At 62.9% G+C, this 15,731-nt stretch carries 17 protein-coding genes; 7 read left to right on the forward strand and 10 right to left on the reverse strand.

Annotated features, from left to right (window positions below; all coding sequences use genetic code 11):
• Nucleotides 1-298: 298 nt before the first annotated feature.
• From OMP38_RS27170 to OMP38_RS27180, 3 genes are all read left to right on the forward strand, one after another.
• Nucleotides 299-907, forward strand: a complete 609-nt coding sequence (locus OMP38_RS27170; protein WP_338130669.1) for a sigma-70 family RNA polymerase sigma factor — start codon at nucleotides 299-301, stop codon at nucleotides 905-907.
• Nucleotides 908-1,256: 349 nt separating this feature from the next.
• Nucleotides 1,257-1,604, forward strand: a complete 348-nt coding sequence (locus OMP38_RS27175; RefSeq protein WP_277567871.1) for a hypothetical protein — start codon at nucleotides 1,257-1,259, stop codon at nucleotides 1,602-1,604.
• Nucleotides 1,605-1,631: 27 nt separating this feature from the next.
• Nucleotides 1,632-2,162, forward strand: a complete 531-nt coding sequence (locus OMP38_RS27180) for a hypothetical protein (RefSeq protein ID WP_277567872.1) — start codon at nucleotides 1,632-1,634, stop codon at nucleotides 2,160-2,162.
• Nucleotides 2,163-2,225: 63 nt separating this feature from the next.
• On the opposite strand, the gene OMP38_RS27185 is transcribed toward OMP38_RS27180, so the two are convergent.
• Nucleotides 2,226-2,519, reverse strand: a complete 294-nt coding sequence (locus tag OMP38_RS27185; RefSeq protein ID WP_277567873.1) for a transporter — start codon at nucleotides 2,517-2,519, stop codon at nucleotides 2,226-2,228.
• A 47-nt stretch (nucleotides 2,520-2,566) separates the two neighbouring features.
• The gene (locus OMP38_RS27190; RefSeq protein ID WP_277567874.1) at nucleotides 2,567-2,881 is read right to left on the reverse strand and encodes a hypothetical protein; all 315 of its coding nucleotides are present in this window, start codon (nucleotides 2,879-2,881) and stop codon (nucleotides 2,567-2,569) included.
• 164 nt (nucleotides 2,882-3,045) lie between these two features.
• Between OMP38_RS27190 and OMP38_RS27195 the strand changes: the two genes are divergently transcribed.
• Nucleotides 3,046-4,818: a glycerophosphodiester phosphodiesterase gene (locus OMP38_RS27195; protein ID WP_277567875.1), complete on the forward strand. Its 1,773-nt coding sequence runs from the start codon at nucleotides 3,046-3,048 to the stop codon at nucleotides 4,816-4,818.
• A gap of 192 nt (nucleotides 4,819-5,010) precedes the next feature.
• Here the strand turns inward: OMP38_RS27195 and OMP38_RS27200 are convergent, their stop codons facing one another.
• A complete protein-coding gene (locus OMP38_RS27200; RefSeq protein ID WP_277567876.1) occupies nucleotides 5,011-5,562 on the reverse strand; it encodes a PadR family transcriptional regulator in 552 nt (183 codons plus the stop codon).
• Between the two features lie 118 nt (nucleotides 5,563-5,680).
• On the opposite strand from OMP38_RS27200, the gene OMP38_RS27205 reads away from it, so the two are divergent.
• Nucleotides 5,681-7,165, forward strand: coding sequence for an MDR family MFS transporter (locus OMP38_RS27205; RefSeq protein ID WP_277567877.1), 1,485 nt, complete (start codon nucleotides 5,681-5,683; stop codon nucleotides 7,163-7,165).
• Between the two features lie 57 nt (nucleotides 7,166-7,222).
• On the opposite strand, the gene fhuB is transcribed toward OMP38_RS27205, so the two are convergent.
• Both fhuB and OMP38_RS27215 read right to left on the reverse strand, forming a co-directional pair.
• A complete protein-coding gene (gene fhuB / locus OMP38_RS27210) occupies nucleotides 7,223-9,286 on the reverse strand; it encodes a Fe(3+)-hydroxamate ABC transporter permease FhuB (protein ID WP_420869771.1) in 2,064 nt (687 codons plus the stop codon).
• Between the two features lie 41 nt (nucleotides 9,287-9,327).
• A complete protein-coding gene (locus tag OMP38_RS27215; protein WP_277567879.1) occupies nucleotides 9,328-10,386 on the reverse strand; it encodes an ABC transporter substrate-binding protein in 1,059 nt (352 codons plus the stop codon).
• 418 nt (nucleotides 10,387-10,804) lie between these two features.
• Between OMP38_RS27215 and OMP38_RS27220 the strand changes: the two genes are divergently transcribed.
• Together OMP38_RS27220 and OMP38_RS27225 are read left to right on the forward strand one after the other, a co-directional pair.
• On the forward strand, nucleotides 10,805-11,119 hold the full coding sequence (locus tag OMP38_RS27220; protein WP_277567880.1) for a hypothetical protein: 315 nt from the start codon (nucleotides 10,805-10,807) through the stop codon (nucleotides 11,117-11,119).
• A gap of 12 nt (nucleotides 11,120-11,131) precedes the next feature.
• Nucleotides 11,132-11,425, forward strand: coding sequence for a hypothetical protein (locus OMP38_RS27225; protein ID WP_277567881.1), 294 nt, complete (start codon nucleotides 11,132-11,134; stop codon nucleotides 11,423-11,425).
• Nucleotides 11,426-11,545: 120 nt separating this feature from the next.
• Here the strand turns inward: OMP38_RS27225 and OMP38_RS35165 are convergent, their stop codons facing one another.
• Genes OMP38_RS35165 through OMP38_RS27245 form a run of 5 tightly spaced genes read right to left on the reverse strand, consistent with a single transcriptional unit; the run spans nucleotide 11,546 to nucleotide 15,512 of the window.
• A complete protein-coding gene (locus tag OMP38_RS35165) occupies nucleotides 11,546-11,974 on the reverse strand; it encodes an SDR family NAD(P)-dependent oxidoreductase (protein ID WP_338130670.1) in 429 nt (142 codons plus the stop codon).
• A complete protein-coding gene (locus tag OMP38_RS35170; protein ID WP_338130671.1) occupies nucleotides 11,877-12,404 on the reverse strand; it encodes an SDR family NAD(P)-dependent oxidoreductase in 528 nt (175 codons plus the stop codon). Before OMP38_RS35170 ends, OMP38_RS35165 begins: the two co-directional genes overlap by 98 nt.
• Nucleotides 12,405-12,424: 20 nt before the next feature.
• On the reverse strand, nucleotides 12,425-13,585 hold the full coding sequence (locus OMP38_RS27235) for a GNAT family N-acetyltransferase (RefSeq protein WP_277567882.1): 1,161 nt from the start codon (nucleotides 13,583-13,585) through the stop codon (nucleotides 12,425-12,427).
• Nucleotides 13,582-14,910 carry a F390 synthetase-related protein gene (locus OMP38_RS27240; protein WP_277567883.1) on the reverse strand — a complete coding sequence of 443 codons (1,329 nt, stop codon included), beginning with the start codon at nucleotides 14,908-14,910 and terminating at the stop codon, nucleotides 13,582-13,584. Before OMP38_RS27240 ends, OMP38_RS27235 begins: the two co-directional genes overlap by 4 nt.
• Nucleotides 14,911-14,912: 2 nt before the next feature.
• On the reverse strand, nucleotides 14,913-15,512 hold the full coding sequence (locus OMP38_RS27245) for an MBL fold metallo-hydrolase (protein WP_277567884.1): 600 nt from the start codon (nucleotides 15,510-15,512) through the stop codon (nucleotides 14,913-14,915).
• Nucleotides 15,513-15,731 lie beyond the last annotated feature (219 nt).

A 15,731-nucleotide genomic window follows, 5' to 3' on the forward strand; every position in this document is an offset into this window, starting at 1 on the left:
TTTGGCGTTACTCGAGGTGGGCAGACGCCAGCGGGTGCGGAGGTGCGATGTAAGTACGATGCGATGCGATGCGATAAGTGTTGAAAAGCATTTATTTGCCACGATTCGTACGTTTGTACGCCAAATAGCTGTTAAAAGGCAATTAATTCACAACAAAGCAACGAATACCGGATGGTTTTGGCGAATTAGTTGCGTTTGGACACTTATCATTTTACAGTCGAGGATCCGTCAACAAATAAATGTAATCTAACAGCTATTTGCAGACGGAAGCGGTGCAGGGGGGAGGGCGTAGAGCGGCGTGGTGAGGATCAAAGCCAAATCCGCCGGCCGCACGTCTAATGAATATAGACTGGTGCAACGGCGAAGCGGGGGGATGGACATTCTGGAGTTACTCAAACGAGCGCAAAAGGGCGATCGCGAGGCCTATGCGGAGCTGTTCGGGCAGTACGAAGGTGATCTGTACCGGGCGGCTTATATCTATGTGGGCAATCCGGACGACGCGCTGGACGTCGTACAGGAGACGGCTTATCGCTCTTACAAGTCCATCCGCGGATTGAAGGAACCACGCTACTTCAAAACTTGGCTCGTCAAGATCGCGATCCGCTGCGCTATGGATGTCTATCGCAAACGAAGAAACGAAGCGGCGTGGAAGCCGGCGTACGAGGAGACGCTCCTTGCGGAGGAAGAGACGGACGTGCCGCTCGCCATCTCGCTCCAGGCGCTGCTCGAGCTGCTGGACGTGCAGGAGAAGCAAGTCGTCTTGCTCCGATATTACTACGACCTGACGATCCGCGAGGTGTCCGAGGTGATGGAGCTGCCGCTCGGGACGGCGAAGACGATGCTGTATCGCGCGCTGGCGAAGCTGAAGCGGCGAGCGGGAGAGGAGGGGCAGGATGCCTACCGATAATTTGAAAAGGTTGATGGAGACGATCCCCCCTCCCGGACGAGCTTCGCGAGCGGAGTCGCGCGGGGGATCGATGCGGCGGCGCTGGAGCGGGAGCATTCGGAAGGACGCCGTGGAAGGCGCGCGTTAGCGATCGCCGCCGCCCTTCTTGCGCTGCTCGTCCTCTCGGCGGGAATCGCGAATCACGATCGGGTGTGGGCGGCACTGAGGAAGACGTTTCAATTTTCGCCGGGCACGGGGATCGTGTCGGAGGAGGACTCGCCTTCGGTGCGGTATGTGCTGAAAAAGCCGATCGTGCTGAATTTAAGCGGGGGGGAAAATTACGATCACCGGCATCCTTTCCGACGAAGAGATGACCTATATCACGATGGCGGGGGAGCAGGCGCCGCGCGTGGATCGTCTGGAGCTGGTGAACGAGCGGGGCGAAGTGTTCGACATACCGAGCAATATGGGGGCTTGGACGCCCAACGATTGGACCGCTTCCTTCTGGCACAAAGGCAAGCTCGATCTCTCCGGCGCGATCAAGCTGCGTCTGCCGCTGCAGCCCGCGAGGGAAGTCGAGGCGCGCCTCGAGCAGGCGGATTCCGGCGCCAGCTACGCGGAACTGGGCAAGACCGCGACGTTTAACGGCTTATCCGTTACGGCGATCGCCGATCGTGTCGGCGACCGGGCGAGAATCTCGCTGATATCGCCTCCGTAAAAGTCATTTAGGATTAATAGTTACGGCATGGAAGCGCCTATACGATACGGCTCGAACGAGCAGTTCATCGTGCAGGAAAAGGGTGTCCCGCTGAAATTGTCGTTCGTTCGGGGCATGGGGGCTCCGCAGAGCGAGCTATATTTTCCGTTGAGCGAGCGACCGGGAGCAGCGTATACGATGAAAATCCCCGAGATCAGCGTGGCCTATCATGATGAGGCGACCGTGAAGCTGCCCGTCGACTCTGTCGAGAACCTGAACAAGACGTTTAAGATCGCGGGATACCCGGTCACGATCACGAAGACCGAGCTCATCGCATCCGACAGACTGCGAATCTATACGGATTTCCATACGGAGGAACGCCCTGACCGCATGCTCTACAATCTGTATGCCGAAGGGAATTACATGGCCAAGCTAAGCGAGCGCACCGGCGCGTACGAATACATGGAGGTGAACGTCAAGCCTGGCACGAAGACGGTCAATCTCACCTTTTCGAATCCGACCGCGGTCCTGCGCGGCCCCTGGGTGTTCGAGTGGAGCTCGGACGAGATTCAACCATAGACGCGAAAGACGCGAAGCGGGCGCCGGATCGACCGGCGCCCGCTCTTTTTTCGCGGATTAGCCTCAGAAGCACGTGAACGTTTCGATCCGATCCAGGCTGATCCCGGAATACATCCAGAAGAAGCCGTTCCACCGGAAGCCGGATACCGAGGTCCTGCCGACGAAAGTCGGATAGAACCAGAAGCTTTGGCCGTTGCGGAGCCAGATGTACGTGTTGCGGAACAGGCAGCCGCGGATGGCGCCCGGATCGACAGCCAGGGCCGATGCGGTAAGCGGTCTCGGCGGCGGGGACTGCGGCGGCGGCGCCGTAGGCGCCTGCTGCGTGCCTTGCGGTCCGAATGGCGGCATAAAGGCCATTATTTCTCACTCCTCGTTATTCAGTAATGAGGCTGGCTGGGCTGCGATTAGAGCAGCGAGATGGTCAGCAGGTTGAACAGCACGAGCGGCAGCACGAAGCCGGCGTTTCCGAACGGAACCTGCGGGCCGGGGAAGAAGGCGCGGCTATCAGGGATGTTCATGTACAGGATGCCTCTGTCGCAGTGCATGAGGTGTCCTTCGAACACGTCGCCTTCAAGCGTTTCGACTCTGGCCAGCTTGCCGGCATGTTGGGCGCACAGCCCGTGCATGTGGTCCTTTACGGACTTCAGCGCGTCATGGACATGGGATGCGCATTGATAGAGCGGCGTCGTCGCGCCGCCGGTGGTGTAAGGCGAGCTCATGGCGATACCTCCGTCTGTTTGAACATAGGATAAGGTATGCATATGCCTAGTCCGGCGTTCCAAGAGCGGGGAAGATCGCCCGGGACCCTTTACGAGGATGGTATGATGAGAAGACCCGGGCTTCGCAGGCCTTCATACTACCTATAGAACTGGGATGAATCGATATGTTTAGACTGCTCGGCAGAGCCTTCCGCGATTTCCGCGCCACCTATCCGAAGCTTCTGCTTTTCGAATACCTGTATATGCTCGCCACGAGCTTCATCGTCGTACCCGTCATTACGTACATGTTCAACCGGATTCTGACGGTCGTCGGCTCCGGCTCCTTGCTCAACGGGGATGTCTACCGGCTGGGACTCAGTTACAACGGCGTGCTGGGTCTCGCGCTGATCGGCCTGGTCGCGTCCCTCGCCGTGCTGATCGAACTGATCGTGCTGATCATTCTCGTACAGCAGCATTATTTCGGCAAAAACATCGCGATCGCGGACGCGGTAAAAACGACGATCCGACAGACGCCGCGGCTGCTTGGCTTCGGTATCTTTCAACTGCTGTTCATGCTGCTCGTGCTGATCCCGTTCATCGACTCGCCGCTGTCGGCTTCCTTTTACGCGCTGTTCAACGTTCCGGTCTTCCTGAACCGCGAGCTGCTGGATGCATCGTTCACGATGACGTTCGTGTATGCGATTCTTATCGTCGCCGCGTTGTACGCGCTGCTGCGGTGGATATTCGCGCTGCACTTCATCGTGCTGGAGGGCAAGACGACGACCCAGGCGATCCGCAGCAGCCAGGCGCTCACGCGGGGCAGGCGCCCGCAGCTCTTTCTGTCGCTGTTTCTTTTTAATGCGACCGTCTTCGCGGCGGGCTCGTCGGCGATCTCGTCGCTCTCCTACCTGCCGACCTGGCTGGATATCAATGTGCTGACGATCTTTTCCCGTCATTATTCGCTGACGCTGTCGACCATTCTGACGTACATGTTCGCGTTGCTGCTCCTGCCGGTCAACATCATCCTGCTGACGCGGCTGTTCTACAACTTCAACCGTTCCTCGGGCGTCAAGCCGCAGGATCGCCTGACCGTATACCGCAGCCGGCTCGGGCGGCTGGAGGGCCGTATCGGGCGTTATGTAAAAGGAATTCAAAGAAGGCGCCTGCTGATCGGGTCTATGGCGGTCGTCTATGTGAGCCTATCGGTGTTCATCGGCCTGCGGGCGACGGGCGGTCTCGTCTACGCCAAGTGGAGCGTGACGATCGCGGCGCACCGGGGCGACGCGGCCGGCGGCCCGGAAAACTCGCTGCAATCGATCCTCTCGGCGATCGATAAGGGCATGACGGCGGTCGAGCTGGACGTCCAGTTGACCAAGGACGGGGTGGCGGTGCTGTTCCATGACGGCAATCTGCTGCGGATGACGGGGAAAAACGCGCGCATAGCCGACCTCACCTACGCGCAGCTCGGCGGGCTGGACATCGGAGAGGACGAGAACGGAGAAACGGTACGGATCCCGACCCTGGGCCAAGTGCTGTCCGAAGCGCAGGGGCGCATCAAGCTGATCGTCGACCTGAAGCCGTACGGCAACGGCGACGCGCTGGCGGAGGAGGTCGTCCGGCTGATCCGGGACACCGCCATGGAGAAGGACGCTTACGTGCAGTCGTTCGACGGGAACGCGCTGCGGCATATCCGGGCGCTCGATCCCGAGATCAAGATCGGGCAGATTCTTTACTTCGCGCTCGGCAACCTGTCGGCGCTGGACGTCGACTTTTACACGATCGAGCAGATCATGCTGACCAAGCAGCTCGTGAAGCAGGCGCATGCCGGCGGCCGCGAGGTGTGGGTATGGACGGTCAACGACCGGCGGGACTTGAAGGAAGTGCTGAAGTTCCAGGTCGACGGCATCATCACCGACAATCCGACGATGGCGCAGTCGATGGTCGAGGTGGATCTGTAAGGCAAGGGATTGTGAGGCAAGGAATCTATAAAGTAAGGGGCCTGTAAGGCAAAGGATCTGCAGGGCAAGGGGGCAATCGGGCAAGGGGGCAATCGGGCAATCGGGCGGTCGGCGAGACGGGTACGAGAGCGGCGCCTGTCGTCGTGCAGGCGATGAGCCTGATCGGGCGGGCGCGAGCCCGTCCAGACGCCCTTAATCGGCCTCCGGCAGCAGGCTCAGCACCCACTTGCACCACTCCGTGTTGGTCTCGTTCGACATGATCGCCTTGCGCGTCAGCAGATAGGCGCCGAACAACGGGTGGGAGGGCGCGGGCAAGCCCGCTTCGGGCCAACCCTCCCTCTCCTTCAGCTCGGCCAGCTTGTGCTCGTACTTCCGCCGCTGCTCCTTGTGGTAGGCAAGACGGTCGGCAAGCATTTTCCGGGCGGATTCGCGATCGGCGTACGACATGCAGAACACCTTCAGCATCATCTCGTCGCGGAGCGCGGGCTCGGCCGTCGGCTGATCGAACCAGTCCTTGAGCGCTTCCTGGCCCTTGCCGGTCAGGGAGTACACTTTCTTGTCGGGCTTGTCGCGCTGCGGGACCAGCTCGAAGCGAATGTAGTCCTCCTGTTCAAGCTTGGCGAGCAGCGGATAGATCTGGCTGTGCTTGGCGGGCCAGAAAGGTTGGATCCGCAGCATCAGATCGTAGCCGGAATAGGAAGATTGCGCGAGCAGGCTCAGCAGTCCGTAGGAGAGGGTGTTCACGTCGTTGCTCCTTTATCAGAAAAATTGCTTTGACATAGGCGAGGAAGAGTAGTAACATTATGGCGTTTTCCTATATGTAAATATAGACATATAAGCTGGGAGATGGGGAAAAGCGATTATGAATACGGAAAAAAAGACGCCGGAGATACGTTTTTGGCCGGTCATGCTGTCCATTTTTATCGGTTCCTTCTTGTGCGTCCTGGCTTCGGCGACGATCAATCTCGCGCTTGAGCCGCTCAAGGAGCACTTTCACACTTCGCTGAGCTCGGTCCAGTGGACGCTCACGGGCTTCATGCTCGCGATGGGCACGACCGCCCCGATCGTCGGCTACCTGGGCGAGCGGTTCAGCTACAAGCGGCTGTATCTGTTCTCCCTCATCGGCTTCACGGCAGCGTCCGCGCTGTGCGCGGCTGCGTGGAGCGAGGCTTCGCTGATCCTGTTCCGGGTCCTCCAAGGCGCATTCAGCGGCCTGATCATCCCGGCTACCATGTCCATTATCTATCAAATCATCCCGCGCGGCAAACAACCGATGGCGATCGCCTTCTGGGGCTTGTCCGCGATGCTGGCGCCGGCGTTCGGGCCGACGATCAGCGGCTGGCTGCTGCAGAACTTCGATTGGCAATGGCTGTTCATCATGAATCTCCCGATCGGCCTGATCGCCATTTTGCTCGTGTACCTGTACATTCCGTATTATCGGCTTAGCGTTCCCAAGTCGTTTGACGGTCTCGGCTTCATCACGGTCGTCCTCAGCAGTACGGCGCTGCTGCTGGCGCTCGGCCAAGGCCACAACTGGGGCTGGGACTCCGGAAAAGTCATTGGCTTGCTTATCGGCGGCCTGCTCGTGCTGGCATTGTTCATCTGGCGGGAGCTGACGGCGAAGGCGCCGCTGCTCAACCTGCGCGTTTTCAAAAACGGCCGCTTTACGCTGAACACGATCATCGCCAACATCATCACGATCAGCCTGTACTCCGGTACGCTGCTCACGCCGATCTTCCTTCAGCGGATCCAACACGTATCCGCGATGGACACGGGCCTGATCCTGCTCCCGGCTTCGCTCGCGATGGCGCTCATGATGCCGATCGTCGGCAAGCTGTACAACGTCGTCGGGCCGCGCGTCCTGATGTCCGTCGGCATTATTCTGCTGACCGTCGGCACGCTCGCGCTCAGCTGGCTCAGCATCGACGTCTCGCACACCTACGTCATCTGGTGGATGATCGTGCGGAACCTGGGCATCGCGTTCGTCGTCATGCCTTCAAGCAACGCGGCGATGGACGAGATCTCGCGGGAAAATTCGGGCCACGCCTCCTCCATCTCGAACTGGACGCGGAACGTCTTCGGCTCCTTCGCGATCGCGATCTTCACGACGCTGCTCGCCTCGCGTTCGCTCGATCACGGCACGGCGCTCGCCACGGCGGGCGACCAGAACCGCGAGCATATCGAGATGATGGCGTTCACGATGAGCGTCAACGACGTGTACCTTATCGCGACGTTCGTCGCGCTCGCGGCCCTGCCGCTCAGCCTGTTCGTCGCCAAGCTCAAGAAGCCGCATGCCGTGCTCGCTTCGGAGACGGTGAAGGCGGAGGCCGCGACGGCGGAGGGATAATCAAAATAAGCGAAAAAAACGATGGCTTGGCGGAGTTTCCGCCTTGCCATCGTTTTTTTATCCTTTGCCCGCCCCCGACCTAAACATCAGGAACACCAGGTAGGGCGCGCCGATGAGCGCGACCACGATGCCCGAAGGGATCTCCCTGGGCGACAGGACGATGCGGCCGATCCAGTCGGCGCCGACGAGAAGCACCGCGCCGATGAGGGAGGACAGCAGCAGCATCCGGCGGTGGTTGGAGCCTGCCAGCATGCGCGCGGCATGCGGCGCGAGCAGGCCGATGAAGCCGACGGCGCCGACTGCCGCTACCGCGACGGATGCGAGCAGCACGGCGAGCAGCGCGACGAGGAGCCGCGTGCGGCGCACGGGCAGGCCAAGCCCGGTCGCGCTCTCGTCGTGGAACGAGAGCAGGTCGACGCGCCGCCCCAGCCACCAAGCGAGCGGCAGCAGCGCCAGAATGAACGGCAGCGTCTGGCCGAGCTCCGTCCAGCTGCGGGCGTACGTGCTGCCTGCGAGCCAGGCGAGCGCCGGCGCGAGCGTCAGCTTGGCGTAGACGACGAGGATGTTGATCAGCGCGCTGCCGGAGGCCGCGACCGCGATGCCGACCAGCGTGAGCACAGTCGGGCTAAGACCGCGCCGCCACGCCGCGGCGTAGACGATCGCGGCGGCGGCCAGGCCGCCCGCGAAAGCGCCGACCGGCACCCAGCCGGACGGGAGCGCGGGAAAGGCGATCAGCAGCAGCATCGCGCCCACGCCCGCGCCGCTCGACACGCCTACGATCTGCGGGTCCGCGAGCGGATTGCGCACGGCGCTCTGCATGAGGCTGCCGCTGGCGGCCAGCGCGATGCCGACGGCTGCTGCCGTCAGCAGCCGGGGCAGCCGCAGGTCGATCAGCACCTTTTCGTGCAGCGGGGTCCCTTTTCCGAGCAGGGTCGAGACGACTTGTTCCGCGGATAAATGCATGGTGCCGCTCATGAGCGCGGCCAGGCTGACGAGGATCAGCAGCGCGGCGAACGTCAGGACGAGCAGCGGGTACGGCATGCGCCTGGCGAACAAGGCGATCTGCATCGAAGCCCGGCTCTCCGCGCCGGAAGCGGACGCCGCGTGCCTGGAGACGCGCAGCGCCAGCCAGATGATCCAGGGCGCGCCGATAAAAGCGGTCACCGCGCCGGCCGGCAGCTCGCCGACCGCGCTGGTCGTAAAGCCGCGCGCGATCGTGTCGGCGCCGAGGAGAATGACCGCGCCCCAAATCGCGCTGAGCGGCAGCAGCCAGGCATGCCGGGTCATGCCGCTCAGCTTGACGATATGCGGCGCCAGCAGCCCGATGAACCCGATCGGGCCGACGATGCTGACGCTGACGCAAGCGAGCACGATCCCCGCGGCCATGGCGAACATGCGCGTGCCCGCGACGCGGTGGCCGAGCGACTGCGCCGTCTCCTCGCCGAACGCGAGCAGGTCCAGGTGGCGCACGGCGAGCAGCACGGCGGCGAGTCCGCCGGCGACCCAAGGCCATGCGAAGCGGACGCCGCTCCAGTCGTTCTGGTTCAGAGAGCCGGAACCCCACAGGAACAGCCCCTGGGTGCTCTGCTCGAACAGCAGCAGGAGCGCGCTCGTGACGGAGGACAGTACGAGCGTGACGATCATGCCGGCCAGCGCGATCCGGATCGGCGTGCCCTTGCGGCCGCCGCCCATGCCGAACACGAGCAGCGCGGCCCCCGCGCCTCCCGCGACGGCGAACAGGAACGCATATTGATGCAGCAATCCCGGCCAGAAGACCGTGCCGACGGCGACGACGAGGAAGGCGCCTGCATTGATGCCGAGCGTCGTCTCCGAGGCGAGCGGATTGCGCGTGACGGACTGCATGAGCGCGCCGGCTACGGCGAGCGCGGCGCCGGAGAGCAGCGCCATCGCGGTGCGAGGCAGCCGGACGCCGTGAATGACGCGGTGATCCGGCGTATCCTTGGGCGCGATCAGGGCGTCGAACGCCGTCGCGACGGAGATGTGCGACAGGCCTTGGGTCAGGCTGACGAAAGCCAACAGGGCGAGCAGGAGCAAGCCTCCGGCCAGCATCGCGAACGGAAGCAAGCCCCTCCCGCCTCGGGCGGGAAGGGCTTGCTCCATGCGCGAAGGCGGGGGAGCGGGCTCCCGGACCAACGCCTTAATCATTGGGCGGCCGTCAGCGCGTTGACGGCGCGCTCGGCCATCAGCTTGGCGGCATAAGGCCCGCCGTACGGCCAAGTGTCGCCGCCCAACGCATAGATGCGCTTATCCTTGACGAAGTTGAGGCCGGTCCATACGGGGTTTTTCTCCAGCATCGGCAGCACGTCGTCCTCCGCCGTGATATGCAGGTAGTCGGCATCCTGTACGGACTGCAGCGCTTCTACGCCCGTGGTGGAGTAGCCGTAGACTTCGAACTGGGCCGGCTTGAAGGCGTTCTTCAGGCCGAGATGCTCCAGGTTCTTGATCGCGAGCGCGTTGTCGGTGGAGATGCGGAACGTGACCGCGTTCTGGTCGACCCACGGCATCGTCAGCACGATCGACCGGCCTTCCTTGCCGGCCGCGGCGAGCTTCGCCTTGCCGTCGTCGTACGTCTTCTGCAGATCCGCGAGCATCGCTTCGGCTTCGGCCTGCTTGCCGAGGACGTCCGCGATCGTGTGGAACGTAGCGAGCATCTCTTGGTACTGGTCGCCCTGTCCCTCCGGCGGATACGGATCGAACAGCAGCGTCGGCGCGATGCCGTTCAGCTGATCGTACGTCGCCTCGTGGCGGAACTTGACGCCGATGATCAGGTCAGGCTCGAGCGCCGCGATCGTCTCGAGGTTCGGCTCCTGGCGGGTGCCCACGTCCTGTACGTCCGCAGACAGCTCCGTCGGCGTGGAGATCCACTTCTTCATGTTCGCGATGTCCGCGACGCCAGCGGGCTGGACGCCGAGCGTCAGCAGCTCTTCGGCGTACGTCCATTCGAGGACGACGATCTTCTTGGGCACGCCCGTGATCGGCAGCTCGCCGAGCGCGTGCTTGACGTTGCGCGTGCCGCTTGCTTCTGCGGACGAAGATGCGGAAGGCGAAGCGGCAGCTTCGGAAGAGGCGGGCGCGGAAGCCGATGACGATGCGGACGAAGACGCCGCGTTGTTATTGTTTTTGCCGTTGCCGCAAGCGGCGACGAGCAGGATCAAAATCGACAGCAAGGCGAACAGAGACGAGTGGCGTATGTAAGACAAATGATTTCCCCCTAATCTATAATGGATATCTTTATTGCCCGCAGGCTGCAACTTCATCGATAATGATAATCGTTATCAAACAATCGTGTCAAGCTGATTTCTGTTTCTATTCGTGCATAAGAATGAAAAGTTATTCAAAGGATGAGGCAGCGAGAGTGGAACCGGCGTGTGAAAACGCGAACGGGAGCGTGTGAGGGAGTGTACGTGAGAGATCACTTGAGAGAGAATACATGTGAGAGAGTACGTGAGAGCGTAAAGGGAGAGTGTGCGTAGCGCGTTGATAGTTGGCAATCCGACTCTACAGGCTCGCGGACCGGTCTAAACAATGCGGAAAAGGCCAAAAGTTACTCTACAGCCAGTATCTTTGCAATGTACATGACGTGTTAGCCCGCTTTATCGCCCATTTAGGCTTATCGGCATGGAGTTAAACGGTTTTTCCGCGCAACTCCGCCACCGGGCGGCGTTTCTGCGCGAGTTAAACGGTTTTTCCGTGCAACACCGCTACCGGACGGCGTTTCTGCGCGAGTTAGACGGTTTTTCCGTGCAACTCCGCTACCGGGCGGCGTTCGTGCGCGAGTTAAACGGTTTTTCCGTGCAACTCCGCTACCGGGCGGCGTTTCTGCGCGAGTTAAACGGTTTTTCCGTGCAACTCCGCTACCGGGCGGCGTTTCTGCGCGAGTTAAACGGTTTTTCCGTGCAACTCCGCTACCGGGCGGCGTTTCTGCGCGAGTAAAACGGTTTTTCCGTGCAACTCCGCAACCGGGCGGCGTTTCTGCGCGAGTTAGACGGTTTTTCCGTGCAACTCCGCTACCGGGCGGCGTTTCTGCGCGAGTTAAACGGTTTTTCCGTGCAACTCCGCTACCGGGCGGCGTTTCTGCGCGAGTTAAACGGTTTTTCCGTGCAACACCGCTACCGGACGGTGTTTCTGCGCGAGTTAAACGGTTTTTCCGTGCAACACCGCTACCGGACCGTGTCTCTACACGAGTTAAACGGTTTTTCCGTGCAACTCCGCTACCGGGCGGCGTTTCTGCGCGAGTAAAACGGTTTTTCCGTGCAACTCCGCTGCGGATGCGGCCTCTATGGAAATTGCACGGCTTTTCGGCAGCGATCGAAGGTTTTGGACTACCTTGGACGACATCCGGCTATGCCGAAAACTCATTTATGGACGCATAGCCCGCCTCGTAGCCGCCTCGATCAGCCGCCAAGGCAGCAGTCTGCCGGCGAGCGGCAGCAGGCGCGCGCCGCGGCCGATCGGATAGCGCAGCCGCGAGATGCGGCGTTTGTCGGCCAAGCTCCCTACGAGCTCGGCGACCTCGCGCGGATCGGGCGCCGTCTCGGCCGTGCGCCGAGCCAAGCGGAGCACGGCGTCCAGCGCGCTGGCATAGGGCGAGTCCGGCTGCGCGTGCATGTCCGCGAAGCCCTTCGCCCAGATCGCCGTGCGATAAGCGCCGGGCTCGACGATGGCGACGCGGATGCCCAGCGGCGCGACCTCATGGCGCAGGCTCTCGCTGAAGCCTTCGACCGCGAACTTGGACGCGGCATAAGCGCCGAACCCGGGGATTCCCCACAGGCCGCTCACGCTGCTCATCTGAATGATCGTGCCGCCCCCCCTGCGCCCGCATCGCCGGCAGCACGGCCCGCGTCATCGCCACCAGACCGAGGAAGTTCGTCTCCATCTGCGCCCGCCACGCCGTCATCGGCACTTCCTCGACGAAGCCGCCGACCGCCATGCCCGCGTTGTTCACCAGCACGTCGATCCGGCCGTATTTCCGCAGCATGTCGGACACGGTACGCTCAATCGTTGCCGCATCGGTCACGTCGAGCTTGACCACCTCTATGCGATCGGCCGCGCCGGCGCGTTCCGCCTCTTGCACGAGCGCCGCTTGCTTCCCTGGATCCCGCATCGCGGCGACGACCCGGTAGCCCCGCTTCGCCAATTCAATCGCGATGAGCAGGCCGAAGCCGCTGGACGCGCCCGTTAACAACGCCGTTCTCTCCTGCTTCCCATGCATCGCCATGCCTCGTTCCTCCGGTCCGACTACAGTTTGTATTTTTGCATCAGCGGTACGCCGATCTTGCCGAGCAATCCTTCGAGCGCGGACCAGCTGCCTCTTCGCCATGCGGGCAGATGCCTGTCGTACAGCGCGGTGTACTCGATGTCGGCGACTGCGCCGCGATTGCGTTTGAACTGCGCCGCGCCCGAGCTCTCGTGCAGCAGCAGGCCGCGGTCGCGGGCGATGCCGATTAGGAGGGCCGACAGCAGCCGGTAGAGGCCGTGCGCCTGCGGGCGCGAGGTGTCATAGCCGAATAAAGGCGTCGTCATGGCGCCCTCTCGCGCGTAGAAACCGAGAATCGCCTCGAGTCTGCCGGTGGTGCCGTCGCGGTAGCCGTGAAGCTCGAGCGTGCCATGGGCAAGCGCCTGCTCCAGGAGGCGCGTCGTGAACTGCGGATTGTGCAGCGAATATTTATCCAGGTACAGCATCTTGTACAGCTCTGCGATGCGCGGTATGTCCGCCGTCACGATATCCGTGGGGCCGACTTGGACGTAGCCATGCTGTTCCGCGAGCGCCCGGTCGCGCTTCAGAAGCCAGCGGGCCTTGGCATTCGCGAAGTCCGGATCGCCGGTCCGCAGCAGGTAGATCTGCCGGCTGGGCACGAGGCGGCACCGCCGCCCGCGGAGCAGATCCATCTCCCGGGCGTTCAGCGAGGCGTTGAGCGACCGGAAGGCGATGGCGTAGCCGGGAAACGCGCGGATCAGGCAGTCAAGCGCCGCCGACCATTGTTCGTCCGACAGCGCTGGGTACAAGTTGGTCGACAGCAGCCAGTTGTTGACATGCACGATGCGGTTGAACCGCGACGCCTTCAGCAGGCCGCCGATGCCGGTCAACACCGCGGACAAGGCGGCGATGAGCGCGCGATTGCGGAGCAGAGAGAGCTCCTCCTTGGCGTAACTCACATAGTGCGTGTAGGGCGAGCAGACATAGGAGTTCGCGTACTCCGCCTCGTTGACGGTGACGGGTACGGGAATGCCGCCGACGCTCATGACGAGGAGGCGCGTACGCACGTTGCCGACGAACGCTTCGCTGCCCCCCTCTATGATCGGAAGCAGGTAACGCTTGGCATATCGCCCGTACGCCGTGTCCGGCCAGGGGCAATCTCCGATATTCGTGCTGTCGTAAAAAACGACGGATACGCTCATGGCGCATACCTCCGTTCGACGCGGCGGAGCTTTCGGTCACCGGCCATACGTGCATAGGACGTGAAAGAGAGCACGGGGGCCGCGCATCCTAGTCGTTCGCACAGTGCCTCGACCGCCTGCTGAATGCGCGACTCGGCTGCCTGGCGCAGATCGCCGTCCCGAAGGTCGAGCTCGACCGTCCAGCGATCCGGCGCCGTCTGCACGACGCGGTACTGCTCGATCTCGCTAGAGGCGCCGATGACCGCACGCGTCACGAAGTCCGGATAGACGGGGACGGGCGCCGCGCCAGGCTGCAGAGCCGAGGCGTAGAAAATGTCGTCGCATCGCCCCTCGATCCGCTCGATCGCGGTAAAGGGCGAGCCGCAGGGGCAGGGCGCCGCGCGCTCGACGAGCAGGTCGTTCAGCCGGTAGCGGACGATCGGCTGCGTCCGGCGCGAGAAGTCGGTGACGATCGGCACGAACGTGCCGGGCTTGCCGGGTACGTTCGCCTTTTCGATATAGACGAGATCCTCGTTCAGATGCAGCGTGCCGTGCGCGCAGGTGCAGCCGAGGAAGCCTTCGGTGCATTGATAGACCTGGTGCACGGTCTGGCCGAAGGCCCGTTCGATCGTCGCGCGGTCCAGCGGGTCGAGCACCTCGGCGGCGGCGACGATCCGGCGTGGCCGGACGCCGTCGAGCTTGCCCGCGAGGGAAGCGTCCGCCAGCGAACGCAGCATGGACGGCGGCGCCGCGATCAGATCCGGCCGCTCGGCCCGCAGCCGCCGCAGATGCGCTTCGATCGGATCTAGCAGATCGTAGAACCCGAACGCCAGCCGCCGGTTGCCGACGGATGCGTATAGATTGCTGTTCGCGCGCAGGAAAAAGGCGATCTTAAACCGGCTGAGCAGCGAGACCGGCAGCAGCTTGCCGAGGACCGTTCCTGCCCAGGCGGCCTGCTCCTCGGGACTGACGAGGAACAGACCGCGGTTGCCGGAGGTGCCCGACGAAAGGCCGACGGTGATGCCGCGCAGCGCGGGCGTGAAGTCGCGCGACCGCTCCGCCGCCTCCGCGACGGCGAACGCCTCGGACTTGGCGATGCCGACGGTGTTGAGCCGGTCGAAGCCGGCCATCATGGCGGATTTGTCGATCTCGGGAAAAGCGCGCCAATCCGCATCGGCGATGCCTTCCCACAATTCGCGATAGAATGGCGATTCACGGCGAACGCGTGCGATGTGGCGCAGCACGCGCTCTTCGCGCCAGCGATCGAACGCGGCGCGATCCTGCCAGCGGCGGGCGCCGCGCCGGGCAAGCAGGTAGTGGCGGATGAAGCTGGCGGCTTTTTTCATCGCTAAGGCACCTCCCGGTCGTCGATGGGGAAAAATTCGCGGCAATGGCTCGGCACGATGACGAGCGCCGGATCTGCGGCTTGCCAGCGACGCAGCTGCGCGAAGGTGTCGCGGTAAGCCCGCCGGTCGTCCATGACGATGCCGGCGGCGGGATGCGGCGGGCGGTTCTCGCGCAGCGCCAGGCTCGACCAGGCGGCGTCGGCGCACAGCAGGCAGCGCGTAGGCCCTTCAGAAGCATAGAGCAGCAGGCCGATCTGGCCCGCGGCATGCCCGGGGAGGCTGACGGCGATCAGGCTGCCGTCGCCCAGCAGGTCCCAACCGCCGCTTAACGGCGATGGGCCCGGCAGCGGCGTCCACGCAGCCGTCCGCTCGATGGGCGAAGCCTGGTCCGCGAAGCCGTCCGGCAGCAGGCCCGGGAGGAATCCCGCGCGCGTGGACCGAAACGGGCCGAGGCGGCGCAGCGGCGCATAGGCGGCTTCGGGATACAGAAACCGGGCGTTCGGAAAGTCCCGTGCGCCGGCGATGTGATCCGCATGGAAGTGCGAAAGGATTACGGTGCCGATCTCGTCCGCGCGAATGCCTAGCTTCTCTAATTGATGCACGGCGGCGTCTTCCTCCCGGTAGCGGACCGGCGTAAGCCGGCGGTACAGCGAGTAGGGGGAGCTGCTGCGTCAATGCTTCGAAACGGGCGGAATAACCGGTATCGAACAGGATCCAGCCTTGGGCGGGATGGCGGATCAGCGCAAATCCGGCCGGATACGCGCCCGTACGGAGCGATCCGCCCCGGATCGTTACGAACTCGGGGTGCACGCAGTAGCCGG

Origin of the sequence: Cohnella ginsengisoli (genome assembly GCF_029525555.1) — a bacterium.
GTDB lineage: Bacteria > Bacillota > Bacilli > Paenibacillales > Paenibacillaceae > Cohnella > Cohnella ginsengisoli.

What these genes read in the sequence shown, in the direction of transcription:
- OMP38_RS27175 (WP_277567871.1), top strand. Translation starts at nt 1,257, where the DNA reads ATGACCTATATCACGATGGCGGGGGAGCAGGCGCCGCGCGTGGATCGT.
- OMP38_RS27180 (WP_277567872.1), top strand. Translation starts at nt 1,632, where the DNA reads ATGGAAGCGCCTATACGATACGGCTCGAACGAGCAGTTCATCGTGCAG.
- OMP38_RS27185 (WP_277567873.1), bottom strand. Translation starts at nt 2,519, where the DNA reads ATGGCCTTTATGCCGCCATTCGGACCGCAAGGCACGCAGCAGGCGCCT.
- OMP38_RS27190 (WP_277567874.1), bottom strand. Translation starts at nt 2,881, where the DNA reads ATGAGCTCGCCTTACACCACCGGCGGCGCGACGACGCCGCTCTATCAA.
- OMP38_RS27195 (WP_277567875.1), top strand. Translation starts at nt 3,046, where the DNA reads ATGTTTAGACTGCTCGGCAGAGCCTTCCGCGATTTCCGCGCCACCTAT.
- OMP38_RS27205 (WP_277567877.1), top strand. Translation starts at nt 5,681, where the DNA reads ATGAATACGGAAAAAAAGACGCCGGAGATACGTTTTTGGCCGGTCATG.
- fhuB (WP_420869771.1), bottom strand. Translation starts at nt 9,286, where the DNA reads ATGGAGCAAGCCCTTCCCGCCCGAGGCGGGAGGGGCTTGCTTCCGTTC.
- OMP38_RS27220 (WP_277567880.1), top strand. Translation starts at nt 10,805, where the DNA reads ATGGAGTTAAACGGTTTTTCCGCGCAACTCCGCCACCGGGCGGCGTTT.
- OMP38_RS35165 (WP_338130670.1), bottom strand. Translation starts at nt 11,974, where the DNA reads ATGAGCAGCGTGAGCGGCCTGTGGGGAATCCCCGGGTTCGGCGCTTAT.
- OMP38_RS35170 (WP_338130671.1), bottom strand. Translation starts at nt 12,404, where the DNA reads ATGGCGATGCATGGGAAGCAGGAGAGAACGGCGTTGTTAACGGGCGCG.
- OMP38_RS27235 (WP_277567882.1), bottom strand. Translation starts at nt 13,585, where the DNA reads ATGAGCGTATCCGTCGTTTTTTACGACAGCACGAATATCGGAGATTGC.
- OMP38_RS27240 (WP_277567883.1), bottom strand. Translation starts at nt 14,910, where the DNA reads ATGAAAAAAGCCGCCAGCTTCATCCGCCACTACCTGCTTGCCCGGCGC.